This window comes from Kitasatospora phosalacinea, from assembly GCF_000717185.1.
Classification (GTDB): Bacteria; Actinomycetota; Actinomycetes; order Streptomycetales; family Streptomycetaceae; genus Kitasatospora; species Kitasatospora phosalacinea_A.
Genome location: NZ_JNYE01000060.1, coordinates 21,082 through 47,639 on the forward strand (window position 1 = coordinate 21,082; position 26,558 = coordinate 47,639).

Annotated in this window: 21 protein-coding genes and 1 pseudogene; 12 read left to right on the forward strand and 10 right to left on the reverse strand. The window is 70.5% G+C overall.

Going from position 1 to position 26,558, the window contains the following annotated elements; all coding sequences use genetic code 11:
* Positions 1–12: 12 nt before the first annotated feature.
* The 8 genes from OO57_RS38585 to OO57_RS39755 form a co-directional block, all read right to left on the reverse strand.
* Complete coding sequence (locus OO57_RS38585) at positions 13–366, reverse strand: helix-turn-helix domain-containing protein (protein ID WP_418909908.1); 354 nt, start codon at positions 364–366, stop codon at positions 13–15.
* Between the two features lie 225 nt (positions 367–591).
* Positions 592–3,129 (reverse strand): FtsX-like permease family protein, encoded by a 2,538-nt coding sequence (locus tag OO57_RS23940; protein ID WP_158715201.1) that lies wholly within the window; start codon positions 3,127–3,129, stop codon positions 592–594.
* A complete protein-coding gene (locus OO57_RS23945) occupies positions 3,126–3,836 on the reverse strand; it encodes an ABC transporter ATP-binding protein (RefSeq protein WP_033254681.1) in 711 nt (236 codons plus the stop codon). Before OO57_RS23945 ends, OO57_RS23940 begins: the two co-directional genes overlap by 4 nt.
* Before the next feature lie 77 nt (positions 3,837–3,913).
* Positions 3,914–4,297, reverse strand: coding sequence for a peptidase inhibitor family I36 protein (locus tag OO57_RS23950; RefSeq protein ID WP_081973909.1), 384 nt, complete (start codon positions 4,295–4,297; stop codon positions 3,914–3,916).
* Positions 4,298–4,714: 417 nt separating this feature from the next.
* Positions 4,715–5,617, reverse strand: coding sequence for an IS3 family transposase (locus OO57_RS23955; RefSeq protein ID WP_033254706.1), 903 nt, complete (start codon positions 5,615–5,617; stop codon positions 4,715–4,717).
* A gap of 5 nt (positions 5,618–5,622) precedes the next feature.
* The gene (locus tag OO57_RS23960) at positions 5,623–5,928 is read right to left on the reverse strand and encodes a transposase (RefSeq protein WP_033254683.1); all 306 of its coding nucleotides are present in this window, start codon (positions 5,926–5,928) and stop codon (positions 5,623–5,625) included.
* A 39-nt stretch (positions 5,929–5,967) separates the two neighbouring features.
* Positions 5,968–6,489, reverse strand: a complete 522-nt coding sequence (locus OO57_RS23965) for a transposase (RefSeq protein WP_234337478.1) — start codon at positions 6,487–6,489, stop codon at positions 5,968–5,970.
* A gap of 170 nt (positions 6,490–6,659) precedes the next feature.
* Positions 6,660–8,264 carry a PIN domain-containing protein gene (locus OO57_RS39755; protein WP_158715204.1) on the reverse strand — a complete coding sequence of 535 codons (1,605 nt, stop codon included), beginning with the start codon at positions 8,262–8,264 and terminating at the stop codon, positions 6,660–6,662.
* A 541-nt stretch (positions 8,265–8,805) separates the two neighbouring features.
* Here OO57_RS39755 and OO57_RS40440 point away from each other — a divergent pair.
* The 9 genes from OO57_RS40440 to OO57_RS24015 all read left to right on the forward strand — a co-directional run bounded on the left by OO57_RS40440 (position 8,806) and on the right by OO57_RS24015 (position 18,798).
* Positions 8,806–9,429 (forward strand): DNA-binding protein, encoded by a 624-nt coding sequence (locus OO57_RS40440; protein ID WP_234337479.1) that lies wholly within the window; start codon positions 8,806–8,808, stop codon positions 9,427–9,429.
* A 5-nt stretch (positions 9,430–9,434) separates the two neighbouring features.
* Complete coding sequence (locus OO57_RS23980; RefSeq protein WP_033254685.1) at positions 9,435–11,768, forward strand: hypothetical protein; 2,334 nt, start codon at positions 9,435–9,437, stop codon at positions 11,766–11,768.
* Positions 11,765–12,463: a hypothetical protein gene (locus OO57_RS23985; protein ID WP_033254686.1), complete on the forward strand. Its 699-nt coding sequence runs from the start codon at positions 11,765–11,767 to the stop codon at positions 12,461–12,463. Before OO57_RS23980 ends, OO57_RS23985 begins: the two co-directional genes overlap by 4 nt.
* 118 nt (positions 12,464–12,581) lie before the next feature.
* Entirely contained in the window at positions 12,582–14,933 is a 2,352-nt protein-coding gene (locus OO57_RS23990) for a DEAD/DEAH box helicase (RefSeq protein ID WP_051778168.1), read from the forward strand.
* A gap of 69 nt (positions 14,934–15,002) precedes the next feature.
* Complete coding sequence (locus tag OO57_RS23995) at positions 15,003–15,257, forward strand: hypothetical protein (RefSeq protein ID WP_033254687.1); 255 nt, start codon at positions 15,003–15,005, stop codon at positions 15,255–15,257.
* Positions 15,258–15,330: 73 nt separating this feature from the next.
* Positions 15,331–16,053, forward strand: a complete 723-nt coding sequence (locus OO57_RS24000; protein ID WP_033254688.1) for a hypothetical protein — start codon at positions 15,331–15,333, stop codon at positions 16,051–16,053.
* 50 nt (positions 16,054–16,103) lie between these two features.
* Positions 16,104–16,622, forward strand: a complete 519-nt coding sequence (locus OO57_RS24005) for a hypothetical protein (RefSeq protein WP_033254689.1) — start codon at positions 16,104–16,106, stop codon at positions 16,620–16,622.
* A gap of 74 nt (positions 16,623–16,696) precedes the next feature.
* On the forward strand, positions 16,697–17,815 hold the full coding sequence (locus OO57_RS24010) for a hypothetical protein (protein ID WP_033254690.1): 1,119 nt from the start codon (positions 16,697–16,699) through the stop codon (positions 17,813–17,815).
* Complete coding sequence (locus tag OO57_RS24015) at positions 17,812–18,798, forward strand: hypothetical protein (protein ID WP_033254691.1); 987 nt, start codon at positions 17,812–17,814, stop codon at positions 18,796–18,798. Before OO57_RS24010 ends, OO57_RS24015 begins: the two co-directional genes overlap by 4 nt.
* Before the next feature lie 135 nt (positions 18,799–18,933).
* On the opposite strand, the gene OO57_RS46900 is transcribed toward OO57_RS24015, so the two are convergent.
* On the reverse strand, positions 18,934–20,016 hold the full coding sequence (locus OO57_RS46900) for a hypothetical protein (RefSeq protein ID WP_033254692.1): 1,083 nt from the start codon (positions 20,014–20,016) through the stop codon (positions 18,934–18,936).
* A 183-nt stretch (positions 20,017–20,199) separates the two neighbouring features.
* On the opposite strand from OO57_RS46900, the gene OO57_RS42840 reads away from it, so the two are divergent.
* Entirely contained in the window at positions 20,200–20,592 is a 393-nt protein-coding gene (locus tag OO57_RS42840) for a hypothetical protein (protein ID WP_158715205.1), read from the forward strand.
* Positions 20,593–21,148: 556 nt separating this feature from the next.
* Here the strand turns inward: OO57_RS42840 and OO57_RS24030 are convergent.
* Positions 21,149–21,670: a hypothetical protein gene (locus OO57_RS24030; RefSeq protein WP_033254694.1), complete on the reverse strand. Its 522-nt coding sequence runs from the start codon at positions 21,668–21,670 to the stop codon at positions 21,149–21,151.
* 1,856 nt (positions 21,671–23,526) lie between these two features.
* Here OO57_RS24030 and OO57_RS47410 point away from each other — a divergent pair.
* Together OO57_RS47410 and OO57_RS47415 are read left to right on the forward strand one after the other, a co-directional pair.
* Positions 23,527–25,026: pseudogene (locus OO57_RS47410) on the forward strand (DNRLRE domain-containing protein); the annotation flags it as partial.
* Positions 25,027–26,359: 1,333 nt separating this feature from the next.
* Positions 26,360–26,558 (forward strand): LamG-like jellyroll fold domain-containing protein (locus tag OO57_RS47415; protein ID WP_418909909.1); only part of this gene is annotated, 199 nt, incomplete at its 3' end.

The following is a 26,558-nucleotide window of genomic DNA, read 5'->3' on the forward strand; positions in this document are numbered from 1 at the left end:
CGAGCGTCGCCACTAGGCTTTTACCTGCGGCCACACCTGCTTCTTCCACACCTCGACCGCATCCTCGTCGCGCCCGATCGCCCGACGAACCGGTTGCTGGCACGACCATCCGTTGCGTCGCAGGAGCTTCCAGACGCCCTGGACTGTGTACGAGACGTGGAACCTGCGGCCGATCACCGTCTTGATCCGCGCCAGTGTCCACCGCTGGTCCTCCCAGCCGTGGGCGAGCGGACCTTTCTCCAACTCCCGCTCCAACTGGGCGAACTGTCCCTCGCCCAGCTTCGGTGGCGACTGAGGCCTCTTCGACTCCAACGTTGCCGAGCCACCGTCCTGCCAGGCCCGGCGCCACCGCTCGACCGACCGCACCGTGACCCTCAAGTCACGGTGCGGTCATTCCGTTGCCGTCACCACGTTCGAACCGCTCGGCGGCATCAAGCTGCCCCCGCTCCCGGCGCTGCTGTTCCTGGGCAGTGAACCCGCCCCCTGCACGTATTGCACGGATGGGGCATACCCACCGATCGACAGCCCTCAGCACCCACGACAAGGCGAGTTCAACCTGAATAGCAACGAAGATTCCCGACAGAGTCAAGCTCAGTTGTTCAGCCGAAGCCGTTGGCCGGAGGGGGCGAGAAAGGGACTCAGAATGACGCTCAGCATGATGGGCCCGAGGATAAATACGCTGAGTGACCCCCATGGCACCTCCATCGCGATCTCATAGGGCCACAAACGTGAAGCGGCGATGACCAGCCCGGCCACTGCGCCGCAGAACGCGGAGATCAGAGCAATGGTGACTGACTGCCAGGTGATGATGCGTCGACGTACTGCTGGCGGGAAACCCATCTCGAAGAGCCTGCGCAGATCGGGCCGAAGTTCCTGGGCTGACGCGGAGAGCGCAAGCATGATAGACACCGCGGCGGCGACAGATCCGAGCGACAGCGCGAGGTACCACTTAGTGGGCACGTTGTTGCTGGGGCCACGTTCGATCCGAACGTCGGTGACCGGAATCTGGAGGGGTTCCAGTACCTTGGCCAGCCGCATCGTCGCGTCCGTGGGCGGGGTGGTGTCGCTTGTGACCATGATGCTGGTGGTGGTAACGGTGGCGCCGAGTTCCTGTGCGGTGTGACTGGACATCAGCGCACCAACACGTCCAAGAGTGGTGGCGTCGACCTGGGCTGCGGGACCGATCCGGTTGACCCGGATTGTCGGCTCCTGTTGTGTTGCATCGTTGCCTGGGGCCGGGGCAAAGACCGTGGCGACGCTGCCCTGCTGGTAAGCGGGGTGCATGACCAGCAGGCCGCCTTTAGTGATAATGCGCCATTCAGTCTCGGTCGGGGTGCGCCCAGTCACCGCCTGGAACTCCTCCGGAGTGTCGACCGCACCGATGGGTCGGTCTCCGTACTCAATGCCCGAACCCCCTACTGCCACTTGCCCACTGGGGGGGCCTGCGATGCGCCACGAGGGAGCATTGAGGCGGGTACCCGCATCGCTGCCGGAGAGGCGCGCAGCAGTGACGTCCTTGACCTGGGCCACGTGTGCGCCTGGGCCGAACTCGGCTGAGAGGGCGTCCGCGACGTCGGTGATCGCTTCGGTGTGCCGTAGAACGACTTCGATCTGTCCGAGGTGGCGGGGGCCGACATAGTTGGTGCGTTCGTCCTGAGCGCCGCTGGTGAGGATCACGATCGTGGCGGTGGTGGAGGCGACCGCGAAGATTCCGATGGACACGGCGGCAACGGGGCGCCGTGGTTCGCGAGCAAGGTTCCGCAGGGAGATACGAAGGGTGGCGGAGGCGGGTCGCGCTGCGCGCGCAAGCAGGCGCAGGCACGCGGGGACGGCGCCGAGGAGAACCAGGAAGAGCCCGACGGAGCCGGCCATCGCGAGGAAGGTGGAGTTGGAGCGCGAGGAGAGGAGCACAGATGTCGCAAGGGCTGCAGTGGAAAGGCCACCAGCGATCGCAGCCAGGCGCAGTCGCCATGAGACTGTGTCGCGGTTTGGGGTCTGGGCCTGCTGTGCGACCGGTTTGCGCTGGGCGAGCCTAGTGGGCCACCAAACAGCAATCATTGCGCACAGTGCGCTGAGGAGCAGGAGGGCAAGTCCCCGTTCCCAGGGCAGCATGAGGGGGGCGAGGTCCTTGTGGACCACGGTGCGCAGCAGCGGCCTGGCGAGCATGCTGAGGGCTGTTCCGGTGATGTATCCGACGGTGGCACCCCATGCGGCTGCGGTGATGCCGGCGAGGCGGCAGGTGGTGAGGACCCAGTTGCTGTCCAAGCCGATGGCGGCGAGCAGGGTGAACTCGTGTTGTAGGCGGCGCATGCGGATGCTGAAGGCAGCAGCGGCACCGACGCTGACGAGGAGGACCCCGGGGATCATGATGATGCCGGGTTCTCGTTCGACCATGGAGGTGCCAGCCTTGATGTCTGCCCGGGTGCGGATGAGCAATCCGGCGTCGCCGGCGGCGCCGATGAGTGTGGCGAGCTGGCTGGGGGTCGAGGTCTCGACGAGTTGGCTGGCTTGCGTGCCGTACTCGGCAGCGTGGGTGGGATCCTTCCAGAGGGCAGCCTGGCCGGGGGCGGCCAAAATCATCTGGGCGATGTGACCCTGAGGGATCTGAACGATGCCGGTGACCCGGGCTGTAGTGGGAGACCAACGGCTGGTCACCTTGTCGCCGATAGTGAGGTGTTCACGTTCGGCAAGCCGTTCGGTGACTGCGACTTCGCCGACCTGTGTAGGTAGGGCGCCTGTCTGAAGTCGCACGATGCTTCGGCCGGGACCGTGTTCCCAGTCGGTTTCTTTGTAGCTGACCAGAGTGGTGACGTTCTCGAAGAGCATGGGGTATTCGAGGGAGTCCACGACCTCGGTCAGGACGGAGCCCGGACCGGCACGCCGGATGAGCTCTGCGGCCCGTTCAGTGGTGGGTTCGGTGCTGCCAGGAAGGATTAAGGCGGCAGCAGATCCCATTTGGCTGGTCGCCCGTTGTTCTGCGGTCGCCGTGATCCATTGCAGGGAGCCAGCAGACAGTGCGGCCAGCAGCACGGGGACGGCGAACAGGCTGAGAAGCATCGCGCGTCGCCGGCCACGACCGATCACAACGCGCCAGGCGAGAGAGAGTTGAAGGAAACGAGAGCGGTTCACGCGCGAGCCGCCTCAGTGTCGAGCGGTGCGTCACTGTCGGTTTCCACCCGGCGCCCGTCGCGCAGGGTGACGACCTGGGAGGCGAAAGGTAGGTTGGCCGGGTTGTGGGTACTGAGGACAACGGTGGTGCCCTCCTTGCTCAAGCCGCTCAGGAGCTTCATGATCTCGTGCCCCGTGGTGGAGTCGAGAGCACCAGTGGGCTCGTCCGCCAGGATGATCTCCCGGTCGCCGACCACGGCCCGAGCAATGGCCACCCGCTGCTGCTGTCCACCTGACACTTCGCTGGGAAAGCGGTCGTCGAGGTCGCTGAGTCCGACTCGCGCCAGAGCCTTCGCGGCCGCGTCCCGGGCTGTCCGGCGCGCGACGCCTGCACCCTCCAGAGGAAGCGCAACGTTTTCCAGCAGCGTCAGGTCACGAAGGAGATTGAAGTCCTGGAACACGAAGCCGATGCGGGTCAGCCGCATACGCGCCAGTTCTTTCTCCGAAGACGCAGACATGTCCGTACCGAGAACAGTCAGTTTCCCGCTGTCCGGCCGATCGAGCCCGCCGATCAGGTTCAGCAGTGTGCTCTTGCCCGAACCACTGGCGCCGACCAAGATCGCCAACTCTCCCGCTGCCACGCTCAGGGATACCTGGTCAACCGCTCGGACCGGCTCACCCCCGCCCGGATAGACCCTGCTGACACGCACCGCTTTCACTGCTGACATTCGGCTCCCTACCTGAGCGGAGCGCCCGGCGTTCCAGCCGGGCGCTCCCTGTCGTTACCTGGCCGTCAACGTTACTGCTAGCAGGCGGCGTTGTCGGTGTAGATGGCCAACGAGCTCGCCTCGTCGTAGTCGTACAGGCTCAGGCTGTGGTTGCCGGACCGGGGCTGCATGCAGCGGCTCGCCCCGGTCTGGTTGATGTCGAAGAACCACTTCGCGTCGACGTCGGAGTTGTTGTACCAGGAGTTGGTCTCGTCGTTGAAGCCCTCGTTGCCGAGGTTGTAGCGGCCGCCCGGGGTGTTCTTGAAGAAGCCGCCGCCCGAGTAGTCGTCGTCCGCGTAGAGACACACGACAGTGTTGTTGCAGCCGGCCGGCGCAGAAGCCATCGCGACCCCCGTGCCCAGGCCGATGCCGACCAGCGCCGTCAGCGCTGCCAGGGTCCCAACCACTGCATGCTTGCGCATGTGCCCTCCCCAATCGTTGCCGCAGGGCCGAGCGCCCTGCGGCAACCATCACATCAGCGTCATCTGAGCTTCGGAAGATCAGTTCCGGTCCGGCTCACGAAAGAGGTGCACCGCCTGAAGCCATGCTTACAAGTAGTAATGTCTACATTGAGTGCGATTTATCCCCGGCCCCGGGAGCAGTGGGGCGCGTACAAAAGATTGCTCTTCCGGCATATGCCATCGCCCTAAAAGGCTCTCTACCCGCAGACGAAGTATCGTGATAGAGGAATCTGTGCGCACAGAAGCAGCACGCCGCCCCCAAGGACATTGCAAGGGGTCTGTACGGCGACCGGCTCGGGTCTGTACGGTCTTCGGCTCTGTCCCGTAATCGGTGGTGACGCCGTGTGAAGTTCCCCCTTGATTTTGGACAGCGGGTTTCTACGCTGCGGGGGTGAAGTCGAGCTGCAGTCTGGCTCGGGTTTCGAGTGGGGTGAGGTACCCGAACTCGGGATGTCGGCGGAGCCTGGTGCGGTTGTATTCGACTTCGATGAAGCGGAAGACGTCGGCCCGGGCCTGGGCGCGGGTGGCCCACACGGTCGTGCCGATCTCGGCCTTGAGCAGGGCGAACCAGCTCTCCGCTGCGGCGTTATCGTAACAGGACCCGACCCGGCCCATCGACTGCCGCATGCCCAACTCCCTTATCAGCGAGCGGAATTCGGCGGACGTGTATTCGCTGCCGCGATCGGTGTGCATGATGCAGCCCGCCTCCAGCTGTCCGCGTCCGGCAGCCAGCCGCAGCGCGGCAATCGCCAGCTCGGCCCGGTGGTGGTCCGCCAGTGCCCAGCCGACCACCTCCCGGGTGGCCAGGTCGATGCAGGTCGCCAGATACAACTTCCCTTCCTCGGTGACCAGTTCGGTCATGTCGCCGACCAACCGCATCCCCGGCCTGGGAGCGGAGAAGTCTCGGCAGATCAGGTCGGCGGCGAACACAGCCCGCTTCGCCTGCCGGGTCAGCCCCCGCCGGCGGCGGCGGGTGACCCCGGCGATCCGGTGCTCGCGCATCAGCCGCTCCACCCGCTTGCGGTTCACCACGCGCCCGGCCCGGACCAGCGCGGCATGGACCCTCGGGGCGCCGTAGGCACCGCGCGAGCCAGCGTGCAGCACCCGAATCTCAGCCACCAGCTTCTCCTCGGCCCGCTGCCGCACCCGCCGTGCCGGGGCCGCGGCCACGTGCGCGTAATAGGTGGAACGGGCCAGTCCCAGCGCGCGGCACAGCAGGGCCACGCTGAAGCCGCCGGGGCTCGTCTCGGTGGCCTTCTCCGCATCGACGTAGGCGCACAGGGCGCCTACGTCAACGTGTCCTGCGCGAAGAAGGCCGCGGCTTTTTTCAGGATCTCGATGGTCTGCTGCTGTTCCCGGTTCTGCCTGCGCAGCCGCACCAACTCCTCGCGCTCTGCGCTGTTCAGCGCCTTTGCCGGGCCATCGCCCCGGTCGACCTGCGCCTGCTTGACCCAGCCCCGAAGTCCCTCGGGACTGATCCCCAGGTCCCTGGCAACCTCGGTCACCGTCTTGTCCGAGGCCAGCGCCAACGCGACCGCGTCCCGCTTGAACTCGGCCGTATACCGCTTGCTCCTGTTGCTCTGCTTGCCCACTACCTCGAACTGCCTTCTCCGGGACTATCCATCCCAGTATCAAGCTGTCCAAGCCACAGGGGGAACCTCAGTGACCAGTTCGAGCCGGGTCAGTTCACGCACCGCGGCCAGGACGTGGGTGGAGTCGGTGCGCTGCGTGGTGCGCTCGCGCACGAGTCCGGCTTCCTTCAGGCGTGCGAGGGCCAGATCGAGGAGGCGGTCGGCGCGGTCCTCCAGGACCAAGCGCTCACGGAAGTCGGCCAGCACACTGTGGTGAAAGCCGGGATCGTCCAGTTCCATGGCCATCGCGTACTTGAAGTCGATACGGCAGCGCACCGCCTCGGCCGCTTGACGGTCCGACAGACCGAGCAGGAACTGCAGCACACTGACGGTGGCCAGCTGGGCGGGCGAGATACCGGGGCGTCCGTCGCGCGGGTACCAGCCCGCGAAGTCCTCGTCGCGCCACAGCCCGTCCAGCCGGTCCCGCACCCACATCGCCGTCGTCCCACCCGGATTGCTCGCCCGCGCGATCTGCGCGGTCAGAGAAGGGACTTGCTCACCGAAGCGGGGACGGAGCGACAACTGACACCTCGACAACTACACGGTCTTCGATCAGCCCGAGCATGCCCACTGACCAGGCCGGCACACCGGGAAAGCTCCAAGATCCCCGACAGAGTCAAGCTAGGGCCAGCACCAGAACCGGAAGGCCGCCACCGCGCAGAGTGACGGCCTTTGAGGGTAGCAGCTCCCTGTCAGCCGTCGGCTGCAGAGCCCTGGACCTGTTCGGGATCCTGGCCGCCCTCCTCCGCAGTACCAGCACCAGCTTCGGAGCCGAGGAGGTTGGCGGCGGCCTGTTCCATGGCGCTGCGGCCCAGGCCCATGGCGGCGTACTGAGCCGCGATGCCCATAGGCAGGCTCAGGCCCAGGGCGGCGGCCTGTTCCATGGCGCTGCGGCTCAGGCCCATGGCGGCGGCCTGTTCCATGGCGCTGCGGCTCAGGCCCATGGCGGCGTACTGCTCCATGGCGCTGCGGCTCAGGCCCATGGCGGCGTACTGCTCCATGGCGCTGCGGCCCAGGCCCATGGCGGCGTACTGCTCCATGACGCTGCGGCCCAGGCTTAGGTTGGCGAACTGCGCTGTGACGTTCTTGGTCAGGCCCAAGTCGGCGAACTGCGCTGACAACCTGGCAGTTGGGCTGAAGCTGGTGTACGGGGTCGTGATGCCGGCACCGCTTCCTACGACGTCCAGGCCGGAAGCAGCGACGGTCTTTTCGGGCATCGGGCGCTTCGATGCCTCGGTCAGATCGGTCTTGAACTTCTGGACGGCGGCAGCACAGCGCTCGTCCGTCAGGTCGGGCACCGACGGCTCCGCCGAGTTGAGGATGGTCGGAGGCTGGGCTTCGCCGCGAGTGGAGAAGAGCAACCTGGTCTCCCACACAGCCGAGACATTGTCGATGAGGCTGTCGGGTTCGCCGGGTGCCGCAACGCCGAACAACAACCACTGCGCCTTCGCCGTGTACCAGATATCGCCCTCGATTTCGTGTCCGGTGACGTCCGTGAGGTCGAGCAGCTCGGCCTTCGGCGGGAGAATCCAGGAGCTCCATCGTGCCGTGTTGCCAGCACTGCTCAGCCCGGTAAATCCGAGGGGTGCACTGAGGAGCTCCTCCGCGCTCTGGGCCACCCGGGAGCGGACGGGCGGCGATTCCAGCAGCGCGCGGGCGGCCACGACCGCGTCGTCTCCGGCCACCGGCGTGGTGAACGTGGAGACCACCTCCGTGAAGCCCTTGAGCCGGCTGAGCCGATCCTCCAGACCCCGCACGTCCTCGTTCATCGGGTAGGGGTAGGAGGTCCCGTCCCCGAAGTCCGTGTGGTTGTTCGTGACCAGGCAGACGCGGGCCTGCGGGTTCGTCCGCAGGAACTCGAGGACCGAGAACCAGATGGCGACGTCCCGGGCTCCCTCGGAGTGGTCATCCGCACGCTTCGCCGGCGGCAGCGCCATGGCCTCCCGGGCCAGCGCCTTGCGGGCAACGTCCCCGCTGGTCTCGATCACCTCGAAGATTTTCCCGTAGGCATCCCGCCAGTGATCGAGCAGGCGCTCCAGGTCGAGCGGCTCCAGACTGCTCTGCACCGCCCACGGGACTGCCGCGTCCAGCTTTTCGAGTGCCTTTACGGCCGCCTGGTACTGGGCCGGGTAGTGCTTGGCCTTGTGTGCGGAGAGCTCCTCCAACACCATCCACGGCACGGCCACCCGGTGATGGCCGGACCCCTTCAGCTTGCGGATGATGTCTGCGGTGATGCCGTCAGGGTTCAGCATGTTCACCGCGTTCGTATCGAAGATGATCCACTGTTCGTCGGTCACCTCCACCTCCTCCTGCTCATCGGCGACAGATCAGCTTCCCACCGAGAGCCGACAGCTCAGTGCGAATCGCAAGGAGATCGAGGCGCAGGCGGTAACTGCGGCCTACCTGGCGACCACGCTGGTGCAGTGGTTCGCCTCCGGCGCGATCCGCCGGGCGTAGGCTTCGGGCCGGCCGCCCGGCCGACCCGGGCACCGCGCCGATCTTCCCGCGCTGCGCCTGCCCGGGAGGCCACTCCTGGCGCGAGCCCGACACCACCGCCAGGGCCCGCAGCCGCCGCCCTCGTCGCCACCGTCGACCCATGGCGCTGGAAGGGCCAGCCGGTCTGCTTCGTCGACCTCGCCCCCGTAGCCACCCGAACCGTAGCCCTGAACCGGCTTCGACTTCTTTGCTTCCTCGGGCGCCGGCAAGCTGGCCCGGACCGCTTCTCGGTACATGCTTGTGTGACTTACTAAAAAGGCATGGACAGTGTCGGAGGGGAGGCGTAGGGTCGCCCTAGCGTTTCAAGTTAGATGAATAGGCGTGGAGGTTGTGGGTGTGTTCGTGACGACCGGTCAGGCCGGGACGGTGTTGGGGTGTTCGATCCCGACGGTGAAGAAGCTGATGGCCACCGGTGTGGTCCCCGGTGTGCGCGAGAGCGGTCGGCAGGTGTTCCCGCTGGCCGTACTCCAGGCGCTCCAGGCCCGCCCGGCCGCGGACCTGAGCGTGCTCGGCACGTCCGAGGTGGCGGTGCTGCGTTCGGATGCCCCGGTGAAGGTGGACGAGCCGGACCGCGACTGGATCGGCTTCGGCACCGCGCTGGACGAGGCGCAGCTGCTGGCGGCGCTGTCCGGCTGGTGGCGGTGCGACCCGGCCCGGGTCGCGGCCGGCGCCGTGCTGCCGGTGACGGTCGCCGGGTTCGTCGTCGCGGTGCTGACTGGCCTGACCGAGTGGGAGTCCGACGGCACCGTCGGCACCGCGGCCCGGTTCCGCTTCCCGAAGGCCAGGTTGGCCGGCTACCTGACCGACCTCACCGCCCCCGCCAACGCCGCCGACCCGGCCGATGCCGAGGACGCCAGCCTGGCGGGCCTGCTGCTCGGCACCCGCCTGGCCTCCGTGTCCGGCGGCCCGATCGCCTACGTCACCACCCACCCGACCACCAACACGACTGCCGACGAGGGGGAGTAAGCCTGATGGACCGCCAGACGTACACCGCCGAGCTCGCCGGTCTGCGCGAGCTGCGCACCGCGATCACGGCAGCCGAGAAGATGGTCGCGGCCGCGCGGAAGGAGCTGGACAAGCTCAACGGGCAGCGAGCGCGCCGGGTTGCTGGGCTGGCGGGGTACGAGGGCGCCCAGGCGTCGGCCGTCGCGAAGGCCTCCGGGCTGTCGGTCGGCGACGTGGTGCGGATCGCGCCACTGCTGGATCCGACCCCGGCCGCCGTCCGCGCCGCCAAGTCTGACGACCGTGCCGCCGCACCCGTCCAGGCGCCGGTGTCGCAGGGCGAGAGCGCCGTCGGGCCCGTGGGCGCGGTTGCTCCGGCACTGACCCGCCCCGCTGCTGTCGTCGAGCTCCCGGCCTCGGCTGCTCCGGTGACCCCTGCCGCGCTGATCGAGTCCGATGCTGACGTCGGGGACCCGGCCTGGGCCGGACAGCCCGTCGCCGAGCCCGCCGGTACCGTCGGCAGGGAGACAGAACCCGGCGTACAGGCCGCCTCGGCCTCCGCGACCACGCTGGCCCCCGCGGCCGCTGCGTCGGTTCCCGCTCACGCTGCTCCCGCTGCGCCGGTCGCTTCGGTCGCAGCCGGGGCGCGGCCGGTGGGGGAGTCCGGTCTGCGTGAGCTGCCCACCCTCCCGGAGGGCCCGGCCGGTACCCGGTTCGAGGCCGTCACCACAGGCCTGGTGTCCAAGCGCCCCAACTTCATGCAGCAGGCCCGCGCCACGGTGTTCCTGGACGCGGCGACCGGCGACCTGGCGGTGCGTGACCGCGTGGTGCGCGTCGACCTCGGCGCCCGTACCCCGGGGGAGATCCTGGACGCCGTCCTCGCGGCCGCGCCCGGCACCGAGCGGATCTACATCACCGCGGGTGCTCCGTGGCACGACGGTGCCGAGCGCTACTCCACGCTCAAGGACGCCGTCACCGCCTGGCTGAACACCCCTTCCGAGCGGTGGACCACCGCCGTAGGTTCGGGCCGGGACAAGCTCGCCGGGCACTTCGTCCACCAGCGCCAGCCCGTCGGCCGCTACGCCCCCGCCGCTTCCCCGGAGGGACCGATGACGGAGATCCGGTCGATGGGGGAGTGGTTCGATCCGGACGGCGCCGATGTCGTGACGTGCCGTCAGGCGTTCGCGCTGTTGTGGCAGGCGCTGCGCCGTCATTGGGACGACGCGGTGCTGATGGGCTCGCCGTCGCAGACTGGCCGGGACCTGTGGTCGCGCACCATCCCGACCACCGGGAAATGGGCGGGCGGCTACCCGGTTCTCTCGGAGGAGCTGCGGGGCCTGTTGCACGCGACCGGCGGTCAGGGCCGTACCGAGCTGATCCTGCCGCCGCGGGTGCCGGAGCAGCTGCCCGCGCTGGTGGAGTACGACAGGACCTTCGCCTACGCCAAGCACCTGTGGAAGTCGCCGGTCGGCGCGCCGCGCCGGATCACCGCGGCCGCGTTCGCCGCGATGACCGAGGCGGAGCAGGTCAAGGCGTTGATGTCCTGTTCGCACTGGAACGTGCGGGTGAGCGTCCCGGCCGGGTGGAACCACGTCGGCCTGCTGCCCGCGCCGGTGACCGGTGACCGCGCCTGGATCTACCCCTCCCAGCCCGGTACCACGTTCACCACGTGGGCGGGCGGCGCGGAGATCCACCTCGCCCTGTCGAACCACATCGCTCCCTGGCGGATCGAGGTCCTGGGCGGCCTGCTGTTCGAGGACGGCAAGCCCCTGGATGAGTGGGGCAAGCGGCTCAAGGCGGCCTGGGCGGACCTGACCAACCTCTCGAAGCTGCACGGCGACGAGCGCCAGCGGCAGGCGGCCTACCTCGCCTCCCGCGCGGTGCGCTCGGTGCTGCTGTTCGGCCTGGGCGGGTTCGCGCAGCGCCCGCGCCTGGTCTCCGGCACCACCCCGCTCGGCGAGGCGCTCCCGGCCGGGGTGGAGATCCTCGGCCAGGACGACGCGGTGGTGACCTGGCAGCGGCAGGCCGGCTTCTCCCGCGACCCGTACGCCCACCCGGAGTGGGCGGCGTACGTGTGGTCGGGGGCCCGGGCGGCGCTGCTGGACATGAAGTACCGCCAGGGCAAAGAGGTCATCGGCCACGCCGGCGCGCTCCACGCCCGGCCGGGCACGGTCGTGTACTTCGGCACCGACGGCATCGCCCTGACCGAGCGCCAGCCCTGGCCCTACCGGGGCGAGCCGGGCGACTACCTCCTCAAGGGCCACCTCACCGGCCCCGTCGAGCACCCGGTGAGCCAGGAGCAGTACCTCAAGCTGCGCGGCCTGGGCCGCGCCCACCTCGCGCAGATGGGAGCTGACCGGTGAGCCCGGCCGACCCGAACCAGCCGAACGAGGCCGCCCGCCTGACCCAGGAGCTCATCGACCAGGGCTACACCAAGCGCCAGGTCGCCAAGATGCTCGGCCGCGACGCCAGCCTGGTCAGCCAGTTCTTCACCAAGGGCAAAGGCAAGGCGTTCGTCGGCGCGCTGCGCCAGGTCGTCCGCGCGGTGCGCGGCGGCGAGCGCGACACCGAGGCGCTGTCCGCCGTCGCCGAGGCGAACACCACCCGCCGCCGCACCAAGACCGGGCAGAAGGCGCGGGTGCGGGGCAAGGACGTCGTCGGCAAGCCCGGCGAGTCGATGGCCGGCCGCGCGGGCAAGCAGGCCATCAAGTCCGGCGCGAGCCACCTCGCCCCGGTCGTCCACGCCACCGGCCAGGCCGGCGGCCGCCTGGCCTTCACCGTGCGGATGAAAGCCGACCAGTACGTCTACAGCGCGGGCTCGGAGAAGGACTCCGGCGGGGTGCGGCGCGGCTTCATCCCGCGCGCGGACGGCACCGAGGAGCGCACCTACGGCAGCTCCTCCACCGGCGGGTTCGACGCCGCCGAGTGGTCCCAGCGCGTCGCCGAGCACCACGGCGACGTCACCGAGGCGATGAAGGCATGGCTGGTGGAGACCGGCCGAGCGGTCGAGGACGCCGACATCGCCTACCTCGAAGTCCGCGGCTGGATCCCCGAGTAGCAACTCCCGGTCGGCCTCTCCCCGACCAAGACCTGGCCCCGGGGGGAGGCCACCCGCCCCGACCCTGCCACACCACCCCGCACCGCACCCGCCCCGGCAGAACAGGAGACGCACCGCCGTGGAGACCACGACCACCACCGCCACCGAGGCCGCCGTACCGGCCGGGCTGCGCGCCCCCGCCGTACCGCCGCTCCCGGCACAGCCGTCCGGCACTACCGCGGTGGTGAATCCGCTGCCGCTGCACTGGTTTCAGAAGGAGGCGGTGGCGGCCGCGGTGCGCGAGATCAAGGACGGCGGCCGGGTCACGATCGTGGCCGCGACCGGCTCCGGCAAGACCCTCATCGCCGCGGGCTGCGCCCGCCGCGTCGCCGCGCGCGGCCGGGTGTTGGTGCTGGTGCCGACGATCGAGCTGCTGGAGCAGACCGCCGAGGCGTGGTCGCTGCGGGGCGGTCGCCGCGGGCTGGCGGTGGCGGCGTGTTCGCGGGAGGAGGCGCTGGAGAGCGCGGAGGCGGGCGGCCGCATCGACGCGGCCGTGACCACCCAGGCCGCGCGGATCGCCGACCTGGTCGCCTCCGCGAAGGCGGGCGAGCCGGTCACCGTGTACGCCACCTACGCCTCCATGGAGCGGATCACGGCCGCGCACCAGCAGTTCGGCCTGCCGGCCTGGGACCTGGTGGTCATCGACGAGGCTCACCGCACCGCCGGCGCCGAGGGCAAGGCGTGGGGCGCCGTCCACGACGACGCGAAGATCCCGGCCAAGCGCCGCGGCTACTTCACCGCCACCCCCAGGGTCGCCGACGACTCCAAGGCCAAGACCGGCCTGGACGACCTCACCGGCGAAGCCCTGCCCGCGCTGGTCTCCATGACGGACACCACCGTCTACGGCAAGATCGCGTACGAGTGGACCCTCGGCCAGGGCATCGAACACGGCTACCTCGCCGACTACCGCGTCCTCGTGCCCGTGGTCACGGACGAGGACCTGCGCGAGCTGCTCAACCTCCCCGCCGTCGCCGACCTGCGATCCCAGCGCTCCAACGAGGAACTGCTGCGCCTGGCCCTGCAGATCGCGGTGCTGCGCGCGGTCGCCGACCTGGACTTGCGCCGGGTCATCACCTTCCACTCGCGGGTGACGGCGGCGCGGGAGTTCGCCGGCACCCTGCTGGAGACCGCGCAGCTGCTGGAGGACAAGGACCGGCCGGAGCGGATCTGGGCGAAGGCGGTGGCCGGCACCGACCGCCTGCGCGACCGCCGGGCCGCGTTCGCCGAGTTCAAGGCCCACACCGGCGAGGACGGCGAGGAGTGCGGCATCCTCTGCAACGCCCGCCTCCTGTCGGAGGGCATCGACGTCCGGGCGGTGGACGCGGTGTGCTTCGCCGACCCCAAGAGCTCGGTCATCGACATCGTCCAGGCCGTCGGCCGCGCGCTGCGCCAGTCCTACCGCCAGGGCAAGGTCTCCTGGGTCATCATCCCGGTCTACCTGCCGACCCCGGAGGTCGGCGACGACACGGCGGCCGCGGATCCGTCCGAGGTCCACGACGCCGGCGAGGCCGTCAAGGCGGAGGCCGACGCCGAGATCGAAGCCTCCTCCTTCCGCACGATCTGGCGCGTCCTGCGGGCGCTGGCGGCGCACGACGCCCGCGTGGTCGGCCGGATCACCGAGCTGCGCGGCAGCCGCTCGCAGGCCACCGCACACACCACCACGACGCAGGCGTCCGAGGAGGCGGAGGCCGGCACCGGCGAAGGCCCGGAGCCGCCGGCCCCGGCCGAGTCGCCGGTGGAGTGGCTGCGGATCAACGCCCGTCACCACGCGGGCGCGATCCTCCAGGCGGTGAAGCTGCGGGCGTTCAACCCGCGCGCCGTCGAGTGGCAGCGCATGCACGCCGTCGCCACCGCGTTCCACATCGAGCACGGCCACCTCGACCCCACCGACAAGACCCGCCACGGCGAGCTGACCTCCTGGCTCACCCGCCAGCGCCACCTGCACGGCCAAGGCCTCCTCGACCCGGCCCGGGTCAGCGAGCTGGACGCGCTCGGCATGATCTGGTCGAAGAACGCCAACGCCTGGGAACGCGGCTACGCGTACGCCGCCGCCTTCCACCGCCGGCACGGCCATCTCGCGATCCCGGCGACCGCGAAGCTGGACGACTACGCGGTGGGCGCGTGGATGCGCCGCCAGCGCAAGGCCGACAACCTCACCACCGACCAGGTGGCCAAGCTGACCGCGCTGGACGAGCTGTGGCGCCTGGAGCCGGACTGGAACCGCTCGTATCGCCGCCTGCTCGCCTACCTCGCCGCCGGCGGAACCCTCACCGGCCCCGCCAACCGCACCGGCCTCGGCGACGACCCGGCCTTCCGGCCCGGCACCTGGCTGCGCAAGCAGGACAAGGCCCGCGCCGAAGGCAAGCTGACCGACCAGCAGACCGCGCTCCTGGACGCGCTCCACCGCCACGCCGAAACCGTCATCGGCTGATCCGCCCCCCGCACGCCCCGCCGTCCCGGCCAGCCAGGCCGGGACGGCCCGCCTTTTCCAAGGAGACGAGTGACCACGCACACCACCCAGCCGCCGAAGATCTCCTGGTACGCCCAGTGGGAATGCGGCGCCTGCGGCGACGGCGGCGACGCGCTGTTCGAGGACGGCACCCCGGTCGACGCCGACCACGACTGCGACAGCGACGACGGACCCGAGATCGGCTGGGACGGCCGCGCCGAATGCACCTGCGGCTGGACCCTGGAGACCCAGTTCGCCGACGGCGACTACGTCGAGGCCGGCCACCACTGCGCCACCGACCAGTAGACGACCCGCCCCGGGGCGGCCCGCGGCAGGGCCGCCCCGACACCGACCTACGACGAGAAGGAGAGGGACCCGGATGCGCGGCCCCGGCTACTACCTGGTGACCGACATGCTGGTGGCCGCCGGCCACACCCGCGAGCAGGCGTCCGCCGCCGTCGCCCGGATCGAGTGGGACGTCTTGGACGCGGTGCAGGGCACCGTCTCCAGCACCGGAAGGCGCTTCCCCGCCGACCGCGACGGGGACGGCTACACCGACGGCTGGCACGACAGCAGCATCGCGGTCAACGCCCGCCTGGCCGAGTTCGCCGAGCGCTCCCGCGTCGAGGCCGAGCGCGGCGGCATCTCCGTCCCGTCCGCGCCGAACCCGCCGATCCCTTTCTCGCCGCCCCCGCCCAGCCCCGAACTGCGCGACGTGCGAACGGTGGTAGAGGACCTGTTCCACGGCCTGGTCGGCGAGCGGCCCTACGACGTGGCCGGGGATGAACTCACCGACCACGTCCTGTACGCGGTGCGGTGGCTGGTCACCGAGCCCGGCTACACCGACCACCTCACCGCGTTCACCCGCGACCGGGAGCGCGAACTGCGCCAGATGTTCGCCGACTTCGGCCCCGGCTCCCCGCACGACACCGACCCGGATGTCTGGCCGGTCCCCCGATACGTCCTGGCCCGCCAGCCCGAGAGCCTGCTCCTCGCGCACCTGCTCACGCACAAGCACCTCTCCCTGGCCGGGGCGTGGGAGGACGTCCTGCCCGACGTCCTCCTGGACGACATGGCCGAGGCGTGGCCGTACCGCAGCTGACCACCCACTACCCCGCACCCAGGCCCCCAACCTGCCGGAGAGCACCCGCGATGACCGACACCACCCCGATCACCTCGGCAACCACATGGCACACCCCCGCACCGACAGCGGCCCGGCCGGGCGCCCAGCGTTCCCCGGCCTCCACCAGCACCCCCAGTTCCCCGCGGGCGCTGGTGCTGGACCCCGCTACCATCGCCGATCCGATGGAGCGTGAGCAGGCGCTGGCGCAGCTGCTCCGCTACCAGTCCCAGGTCCTCACCGGCCGCCTCGGCCTGGCGGAGGGTGACCGGGTGGAGCTGCTGGAGCCGGTGCGCGCGACGTGGATCGACGAGGACCTGGCCGCCGAGGAGTACTGGGAAGAGGACGCCCGCGCCCGCGTGGACATCCCGGCCGGCACGCTCGGCGTCATCACCCACGTCCGCCACTACCCGAGCCCGTTCCCGTACGTCGTCGCGCTCGACCGCGGCCCCAAGTGCGCAGTACGCAACCTCCAGATCACCCGCTGCGCCGACCAGTCGCTCACCCCCGCCGCGCCGCCCGACCCCGCCCCGGAGCCGTGGATGCGCTGACCGCCCACCGGCCGCCACCACCCGGTGGCGGCCGCCGTTGAACCGCACAGCCGAGAAAAAGGGGAGGCAGCAACATGCCGGAATCCGTGAAGCCCATCCCGTCCTACACCCGGTGGGCCGAGGTACCCGACCACCTGCGAACCACCACCCAGCTCGCCGCGCTGGACCTGCCGCGCCAGGCAGCCGGCCCGGTCCGCGCCACCATCAAGACCCGCAACCCCGGCACCGGACGCAAGGACGAATTCCACCTGTACGACGTGCGCGAGTCCGCCCCGACCGCGGCCACCGCCGCGCAGCTCCTCGCCGCCGGCACGCGCCGCACCACCAACACCCGCACCTGCGAGGACTGCGGCGCCCACCCCGAGACCCCGTGCACCCCGGCGGCCGACGGCCGGGCCCTGTGCGGCACCTGCGCCCACATCACCCGCCTGCGCACCCGCCAGGCCGAGATCCGCGCCGCGGCCCAGGACGTCGCCGAGACCGCCGCCCGCCTCCTGGCCGACGAGCACCTGGCCGTCCTCCAGATCGACTACACCCCCGGCGAACCCACCGCCGCCAAAACGCCCCGGCCACCGGCCGCCGCCCGCCTCACCGTCCTCGACCGCACCCGCCACGTCCTCTACGACCGCACCGTGCGCCTGACCGGCCCCCGCACCCCCGGCGCCCCCGACCACGCCGTCGACCCCGCCCCCGCCCTGGCCGACCTCACCAACCTCCTCGCCGAGCGCACCGTCCTCCTGTGGTCCCCCTTCGACCCCGACCCCCTCTACGACGCCCTGCGCCGCCTCAAGCTCAACACCGCCCTGCTGCCCGAAGGCCGCGTCAACAGCCTGTACTCGGCCGCCACCCAATGGCGCGCCGACCTCGACCCGCGCACCGGCGACCTGCGCCGACCCACCCCGCCCGGCACCGCCGACCGCCTCCTTCTCCTGCTCCGGAAGATGTCCGCCGACGCCCTGCGCCTCGATGAGGACGAGTTGGACGAGTACGACGTCCCCGACCGAACGCGGTGGAACTACCAGCTCACGGCCAGGCGCGTGGACCCGGCGCACCCCGGGGTCTCCGTGATCGTCACGCACGCCGTCGCCGCCTCGGTGGAGGACGCGGTGCGCCTGACCAGGAAGAAGCACGACGGTCACCTCTACGGCGACGGCCTGTACCGGATCGTGCGCGTCGAGGAGGAACGGCCGTGACCACCGACATCACCGGCACCGACCCCGCTGGCCCTGGACGGCTGGAGCTGGCCCCGTACAGCAGCCGGCCCGCGCCCGCCGACCGGGACCTGGGCCGCCCGGTCCTGGACTCCCCGCTGGTGCGCGGCGCGATGTGGCTGCGCTGGAGTGGCCACGACGGCATCCGCACCCTCCACCAGGGTGCCGACCTGGCCCGCGGCTGGGTGGAGAAGGACGTCGACGGCCACGAGGGCTGGGCGGCCCTGGTGGAAGGCCGGATCGTCCTCGGCGCCCGCCCCGGCCTCGCCGTACCGGAGCCCGTCGTGCACGCCGAGTCCTGGGAGGCCGGCGCGACGCTGCACGCCACCCTCGCCCAGAACCCCGCCCGCACCCCCCTCACCCAGGACGAGGACGACGACCAGAAGGACGGGCTGCTCGGCGGCGTCCGCAGCCGGGTCCGCCGCCAGGCGGCCGGGATGACCCCGGAGAACATCCAGCAGGCCCTGCACCGGGCCCGGGACGACGAGCGCGCCGCCGACCGACACGCCGACGCCGGGGACGAGACCGCCTTCGCCACCGCGGCCGACATCTGCGCCGAGTGGCAGCGCGTCCTCGACCACACCGCCGACACCCGGGCCGAGCGCTACGACCCCGACCACGACACCGCCCTCCAGCACGCACTGCGCACCGAGCGCCACCGCCAGGACATCGCCGAATGCGCCCGCGAGGCCGCCCACCAGGCCCGCCAGATCACCGACACCGCCCACCGCCGACTCGGCGGCACCGCAGCCCAACCCCTCTACACCGCCCTCGACCGCGCCGGCCTCTACAACCTGACCGACGACGACCACCAAGCCGTCCGCGACCTCACACGGCACCTCGACCCCGCCACACTGCGCCAGGTCATGAGCTGGCTGGAGCGCACCCGCACCGCGACCCTCGCGCTACGCGGCACCGAGCAGCCCCCGCTGACCCGGCCTGTCGTACGGCGCAGCCGGTTCTGAGCACCGGGACCCGCGGGCCGCCGACCGATCGAGCGCACCGCAGTGAGACCGTCGCCGAGCAAAGCATTCTGATGCTGAACAGCGAGGTGGCGGCCCACCACACGGTGAGCCGCCACCTCGCTGTTCAGCAGCGTGTCACTGGACCGGCTGTGCCGCCGGAGGCTTGACCAGGACAGCGGCGCGCGGGTCGGCGTCGGGCGCATGGAACAGCGTGGGCAGATCGTGGTCATCAAGGCCGGCCATCTCGACCGCAACCTGCCCGGAGGCGCTGGCACTCGTGATGGACTGCCCGTTGGCGATGGCCGCGTAGAGCTGCGCCGCGTAGCTGATCGCGTCGAGATCGCCGATGCTGTCGGACATCCCGATCGCGAACGGAACCACCCCCTGGTCCACCAGCCGCTGCGCCTGGGGTGCCGAGTCGCAGGAGTTCAGGACGACCAGCAGCGGCGGGTTGTCGGTGGCCGCCAGTGCCCGGCCGAACGCCCCGGCCGAGACCACAAGCCCGTCGTTGGGCGCGTCGACGTCCTGCTCGAAGACCAGCAGATGCTCCGCGCTGTGCCCGGTGAAGTGGACCACATGGGGCCGGAACCCGGTGAGCCCGTCCAGCAGATCGGCAGTCGTCGCCGACCCGCGCACGTCGAACTCGACCAGGTCGCGATGCAGCGAGCTGCGCACCGCGTTCCGGATCCGGCTTTGCTCGCGCCCGACCCGTAGGGGATCACTCTCGATCGACGCCCCCAGCATCAGGATCCGCAGCGGCTCCGCCTTCGGCACCCGGAACTCCCGCATGATCTCCTCCACCTGTGCCTCCGCTGCATCCAACCGGGCATCCACCCTGGCCTGCCGTACGACCGTCGCCCGCTGCGCCACCCGTTCCACCTGCGCGCGACGCCTGTCCGCGGCTGCCCGCTCGCCCGCCTCGGCCTTCGCGAGTTTGACCAGAAGGCCTGCCGCTTCCTTGGCGAACCCGGCTGCCTTCTTCTCCACCTCCGCGGCGCTCTTGCCCGCCGCGTTGGCCTTCTCCTCGGACCTGGCCGCCTGGCTCAGCTTGGTCTTCGAGGTGCCGGGCGAACTGGTCCGGCTTGCTGCCTGGCGTTCCTTGGCGGCGTCGGCTCGGTGGCCGGCTTCCTTCTTGCGCAAGTCCGCGGCCTTGGCCACGGCATCCGCCTGCTGCCGCTGTTTGCGCTCCAGCTGGCTGCGGTACTGGCTCGAACTCACTGGATCTCCAATCGGCCGACGCGGTTGAACACATGCAGCGCCAACCGTTTGACGCTACCGGCCGGGTCGGACAGATCCGTACTCCGAGGACACGCATCCGCTCGACCGTGTCATCCAGTGCCTGGAGCGGGAGGCCGAGGAGCAGTTGGAGGCGGCCCGGGCGGTGAACGCCGTGCTGCGTCCGTGTTGGACGTGCCGGGGCGCCGTGGTTCCTCGGGAGGTCCCCTGCCGGCCCCGCAGGCTTGCCCAAGAGCGGGCCGGTGTGGGGAGCGGGCCCGTACGAGAACCGAGCCACCGGAGTTCACCCGGCCCCGCTCCCGGGGGAAGGCTCAGCCCCACCGCACCCCCGTCCAAGCCCTCGAACGCGGCGGCCAACTGCTCGGCTGGACCGAGCCCTACCAGGGCACCAACGACTGGGTCACCCTCCTCGGCGGCCGCCAGGTCGTCGACGCCACCGACGGCGAACCACTGCTGTCCGCCAACCCCGCCGACGCCCTCACCCTGCTGCGCCTGGCCTTCGACCAGGGCCTCGCCGCCCCCACCGCACCCCGCTCGCTCCCTCCCGCGCGGGGGTGATCCGCGGGCGGCCCGGACGGCACATCGTGGAGCGGATCTGTGCCGTTCGGCCCGTCCGGCCCGGGCACGACCCCTACGCCCCGCAGTCCAGCTCTTGGCCGATGGCCAGGGCGTGGTCGATGAGCCGGCAGATCCGGGGAGGTCGGCGGCGAGGTCGCCCAGGACGATGCCGGGCGCGGAGGCGGTGGCGGCGCCGATCGCGGCTGGCGCGACCCGCTCGGCCGGGGCCAGGGCCATCGGTCCGGTGCCGGGGCGCTCCGGGGTGAAGTGGGCCGGGTCGAGCGCGTAGAGGAGTTCGCCCTTCAGCGGGCCGTCGCGGTCGAGCACGATCTCCCGGGACAGGCTCCGTGGCGGCCTGCGGCCCTTGCCGCGCTGTCGGGTGTCGGTGATGGAGGTGCAGGGGATGTTGGCTCATACGCTGGCTCCGGCTTCGCCGGCACATCGCGCTCTTCCCGGGCGCGGGCGGCTCCTTGCCGCTTCTCCTGTCGGTGGCCCGGTGTCCTGGCCGATGGAGATCGTCCTTCGCAGGCGGGCCAGCCTCCCGGGGTGCGTCTGGTCAGTGCTGGGGGAGGAGGCTATGGAGGCTCTGGTCGAGCTGGTCGAGCTGGTCGGGGGTGAGGGAGGTGGCGCCCTTGAGATCGGTTCCGGTCGGTGGGTCGATGGCGACGAAGCGGACGTGCGGTGCGTTTTCGGCGATGGCGGGCAGAGCGGTGTTGAAGGGTGCCCCGACGGTGACGACCATGGTGCAGCGCTGGGCGATCAGGCCGGACAGGTAGGGCGCGGCGTCGGTGGAGTCCTTGGCGGGGATCACGAGCTGTTGGACGTTGACCTGGTTGTCCTGGCCCGCCTGCTGGAGCGCGGTCCACGTGTGCTGGACGAGTGGGGCGGAGGTGGTCGAGTCGTCGGCGGCCAGACAGGCCGAGGGTCGGAGCGAGTAGTCGTTCGCCGTGGTCTTCGCCGGAGCACCCCCGTCATCGTGCGGCCACGGCCAGAGTGCCGCGGCGATAACCAGCAGTGCGGCTGCTGCCGCGGCCAGGGTGAGGGTGCGGGAGGGCCGCGGACGGAAGGAGAGTTTCACGGGTCAAGGGTTCCTGTGGTCGTGGCGTTGCAGGGGGTGGAGTGTGGGGCGGCGGGCTTGGGTCGGGGTAGGAGGCGTCCGGGGCGGTGGCGCAGGAGTGAGGTTCCTCCGGAAGGGCTCAGCCGTTTACGGGTTTCTCTGGCCAGGTGCGGGTATTGCGGCGTCCTGGTGCGGGTTTCAGGCGCGCGGCCGATTATCCGGTATTCCTCTGGGATGGGGGAAGTGGCTTGCTGTCGGCCGTCGAGCGGTATCGGGGTGCCCGGGTGATGCGGATGCCTCGGCCGAGGAGGTCGGTGCCGTCGGAGATGCGGACGGTGGAGTGCGCTTTTGTCGGTTATTTCCATGCTGGACCCGCCTTCGGCTCCTCGCCTCCTGGTGGCGGGCTTCAAGCAGCGGCAGGGCCGCTTCGGCTGGGGGCGAACGCCGGAAATTCGAAGATTCGATGCCTGTTTTGGCGCTTTGGTGCGGATGGGTCTCTTAATTTGTAGTTCGAGGGCATTTGAAGCACTAATAGCGAATAGGCGCGGTTTTATGCCAAGCAAAGAATTGGCAAAAAAGAGAGTGAATTTTTCCGGGTGTCTCCGGTGATACGTGGACAAATCGGTGGATCGGCGTTGGTGTGCCCCAGGGGTTCGTCCGCTATCAAGTAGGTCGCTGTCGCCGTCCGGGCGATGGACGAGTGGCTTGTCTGGTGGGGGATTTCCGTGCGTCTTCCGTGGCTTCGTGCTGTTCTGCTGCGGTCTGTCTTTGCCGGTCCGCCCCGGCACCGGGCTCTTGGCGACCGACGGGCGGTGAGGGCGGCCGTACGGAGGATCTCGCTGCTGCTCGGCCTGGTCATGGTGCTGACGCTGGGCACCGAGAGCGCGCTCGCGTTCGCCGCCGACCACGCCCCGACCCGGCAGAACCGTCAGGACCTGCGCACACCCGAGCAGTTGGGCGGATCGGCGGACAAGGAGGGCTCGTCCAAGACCTCCCGGAACACCGCAGTGGGCGACCCGGGCAAGCACACCCCGGGGATGGGCGAGCTGGCCCCGGACGACGACGGCCGCGAGGCGGTCGCCCCGCAGGCCTCGCTCGGACAGAAGCCCGTCCCCGTCGGCAAGGAGGCCGCGCGGCCCGAGCGCCTCAAGCCCGAGGACCGCTCCGCCACCGCCGGCCGCGGCGGCAAGGACGCCCGGGACGAGGGCGGCAAGCCCGGCTCGACGATCCCCGGACCCGCCGCCACCGACGCGGTGGAGGACACCGGAAAGCGCACCGAGAGCACCTCCGTCTTCACCAACCCCGACGGCACCAGGACCGTCCGGGTCTACTCCCGCCCGGTGCACTACAAGGCCGCCGACGGCACCTGGGCCGACATCGACACCACCCTCGCCAAGGACCGCGACGGCCGCTGGAAGGAGGCCGCCAACGACCAGGACGTGACCTTCGCCGCCGGCGCCGCCGACGGCGCGCTGCTGCGCTGGCAGCTGGACGCCGCCCACCGGGTCTCCTACCGCCTCAAGGACGCCGCCGCCACCACCGGCAAGGCCACCGGCGAACAGCTCACCTACCCCGGCGCCCGCCCCGGCGCGGACGTCGTCTACAACGGCATGGCCCAGGGCATCAAGGAGTCCCTGCTCCTGCACGACGCCACCGCCCCCGCCGTCTGGGACTTCCCGCTCGCCCTCACCGGCATGAGCGCCGCCGTCGGCGACGGCGGCCAGGTCGAGTTCCGCGACGAGAAGGGCGACGTCCGCCTCACCATCCCCACCGGCTTCATGGAGGACTCCCGGATCGACCCGGCCTCCGGCGACGGCGCCCGCACCGGCGGCGTCACGTACTCGCTGCTCACCGAGGGCACCACCCAGACCCTGCGGATGACCCTCGACACCGCCTGGCTCAAGGCTCCCGAGCGCGTCTACCCCGTCAAGGTCGACCCGACCACCACCAGCGGCATCAACGCCGGTAAGTCGACGTTCGTCCAGAACACCGCCAAGGCCAACAACTCCGCCGACTCCGTGCTGCGCGCGGGCACCTACGACGGCGGCGCGAACCGGTTCAACACCTACCTGTACTTCCCGGCCGTCGCCAACATCGGCTGGAACTACCTCGAGGCCGTCACCCTCAACCTCAACAACACGCACTCCTACGAGTGCTCGGCGCACCCGGTGAACGTCAGCCAGATCACCACCCCCTGGGACCCGAACACCATCAACACCTACCCGGGCCTGTCGATCGGCCAGCAGCTCGGCTCGCGCTCCTGGTCGCACGGCGACACCTGCGGCGGCGCGGCCTGGGACTGGGTGAGCCTGGGCGGCAGCCACGGCGACGCGGGCGTGCAACTGGTGGAGAGCTGGGCGCACGGCGGCGCGAACTACGGCCTGGCCGTCACCACCAGCAACACCGACACCAACAGCTGGAAGAAGTTCGCCAGCGTCAACACCGGCTACCCGCCCTACCTGTCCATCGTGTACTCCGACTGGGCGGCCTCCTACAACGTCGACGCGAACTACGTCCCGCCGACCGCCACCACCGCCGGATCGCAGCAGGTCACCCTGACCAACCTCGCCGCGAACTGGTGGAACTCCACCAGCATGCAGCTCAGGGCCCGCGTCTTCGACGGCAACGGCAACGAGCAGAACGTCAACACCCCCCTGGTCGGCGTCCCCGGCCTGGTGCGCACCGGCGAATCGGTCACCGTCACCGGCGCCATCCCCCCGCTGCCCGCCAACCAGTCCTACATCCTGTGCTGGGACGGCTACGTCGGCGGCACCTCCTCACTGAAGGACTCCTACGGCGTGCCGCCCTCGACCTGCCGGTGGATCACCAGCTACAACGTCCCCCCGCAGGTCGACAAGGTCGAACCGCTCAGCGGCACCTCCGTCGGCAGCCTGTCGCCGCAGCTGTACGCCACCGGCCACGACCCCGACAACAGCCCCGGCACCGGCGTCGACTACGACTTCAAGCTCTACACCGACCCCGCGCTCGGCGACCCGCAGCTGCTCGCCGAGTCCGGCTGGCAGCCGTCCACCTCGTGGAAGGTGCCCAGCGGGCTGCTGGCCTGGAACTCGTCCTACCTGTGGACGGTGAAGGCCGGCGACCACCAAGGTGAGAGCCTCGACTCCCAGCCCATCCGCTTCACCACCTCGGTGCAGCAGCCGCTGATCACCTCCCGCATCGGCGGCGCGGTCGGCAACGGCACCACCCGCAGCTTCGACCCGCAGGCCGGCAACTACACCACCAGCGCCACCGACGCCGCCGTCACCGCGATCGGCCCGGACCTGGCGGTGGCCCGCACCTACAACTCGCTGGACCCGCGCACCGGTTCGCTGTTCGGCGCGGGCTGGTCCTCCTCCTACGACCTGGGCATCGTCGCGGACGGCGACGGCGACGGCGGCGTGGTCCTGACCACCGGCAACGGCCGCACCGAACGCTTCGGCCGCAACGACTTCCAGCTCACCCAACTCGCCGGAGCCGGCGACCAGACCGGCGACGGCATCGACGACGCGATGGCCGTCGACTCCGACACCGGCAAGCTCTGGCTCTACCCCGGACCGGACTTCTCCCAGGCCAAGCGCCGCCTGCTCGGCGACGGCTGGACCAGCCTGTCGCAGGTCACCGGCGGCGACGTCACCGGAGACGGAGTCGGCGACATCCTGGCGGTCGACAAGAGCGGCGCCCTCAAGCTGTACCCCGGCCGGACCGGCAACAGCCCCGACACGCCCATCACCCTGGCCGCCGGCGGCTGGAACGCCCTGACCGGCCTCACCCTCACCCCGCCGCTGGCCGCCGACGGCAAGAAGGACCTCGTCGCGTTCGAAGCCTCCACCGGCCTGCTCTACGCCTACCCGATCTCCTCGGGCAACACGATCGGTTCCCCGGTCCGCCTCACCGGGGCGATGTCCACGGCGGGCCTGCGCGAGCTGACCGGCGGCGACTTCAACCACGACGGCCGCGGCGACGTCGCCGGCATCGACAGCTCCGGCAACCTGCTGCTCTACCCCGGCACCGGCAACGCCACCCTCGGCGGCTCCACCTTCGGCACCGCCCTCCCACTCGGCACCGGCTGGCAGAACCTGCGCGACCTCGCCCCCGTCAACGGCCAGGCCGGCGACGCGGGAACCGACCTGCTCGCCGTCGACAAGACCACCGGCATGCAGTACCTGTACCACTCCGGCGGCACCACGCCGTGGTCGAGCACCACCCGCACCACCACCGGCATGCCCGTCTACACCTCGCCCGCCGGCGAGTTCGAGACCCTCGCCGCGCAGGCCGGCGGCGGCTTCACCCTCGCCGACAAGACCGGCACCGTCTACACCTTCGCCCAGCCCTCCGGCGCCGGCTACCTGCTCTCGCAGATCACCGACCGCCAGCAGCACACCCAGCAACTGCACTACACCGGCGGCAAGCTCGACACCGCCACCGACCAGGCCTCCGGCCGCGCCCTGCACTTCACCTGGACCAGCGACGGCAAGCACATCGCGCAGGTGGCCACCGACCCCGCCACCGCCGGCGACCAGAGCACCGCGCTCAGCTGGACCTACAGCTACGAAAGCGCGAACCCCGACCGGCTGTCCCAGGTCTGCACCCCGCCCGCCGGCACCAACACCGCCCGCCCCTGCACCACCTACACCTACACCCCCGGCTCCCACCTGCGCTCGGCCGTCCTGGACGCCCGCCGCTTCCACGACCAGCCCCTACACACCCGCCCTGTACGTCGGCACCTCCGGCAAGCTCCACGGCCAGCTGTGGAACGGCTGGGTCAACCCGATCGCCTCCGCCAACCCGGTCAACGACGGCCAGTGGCACCACGCCCTGCTCACCGGAGCAGGCGACACCCAGACCCTCTACCTCGACGGCGCCGCCCAGGGCACCCGCAGCGGCCAGATCGTCGCCCCCGGCCAGCGCG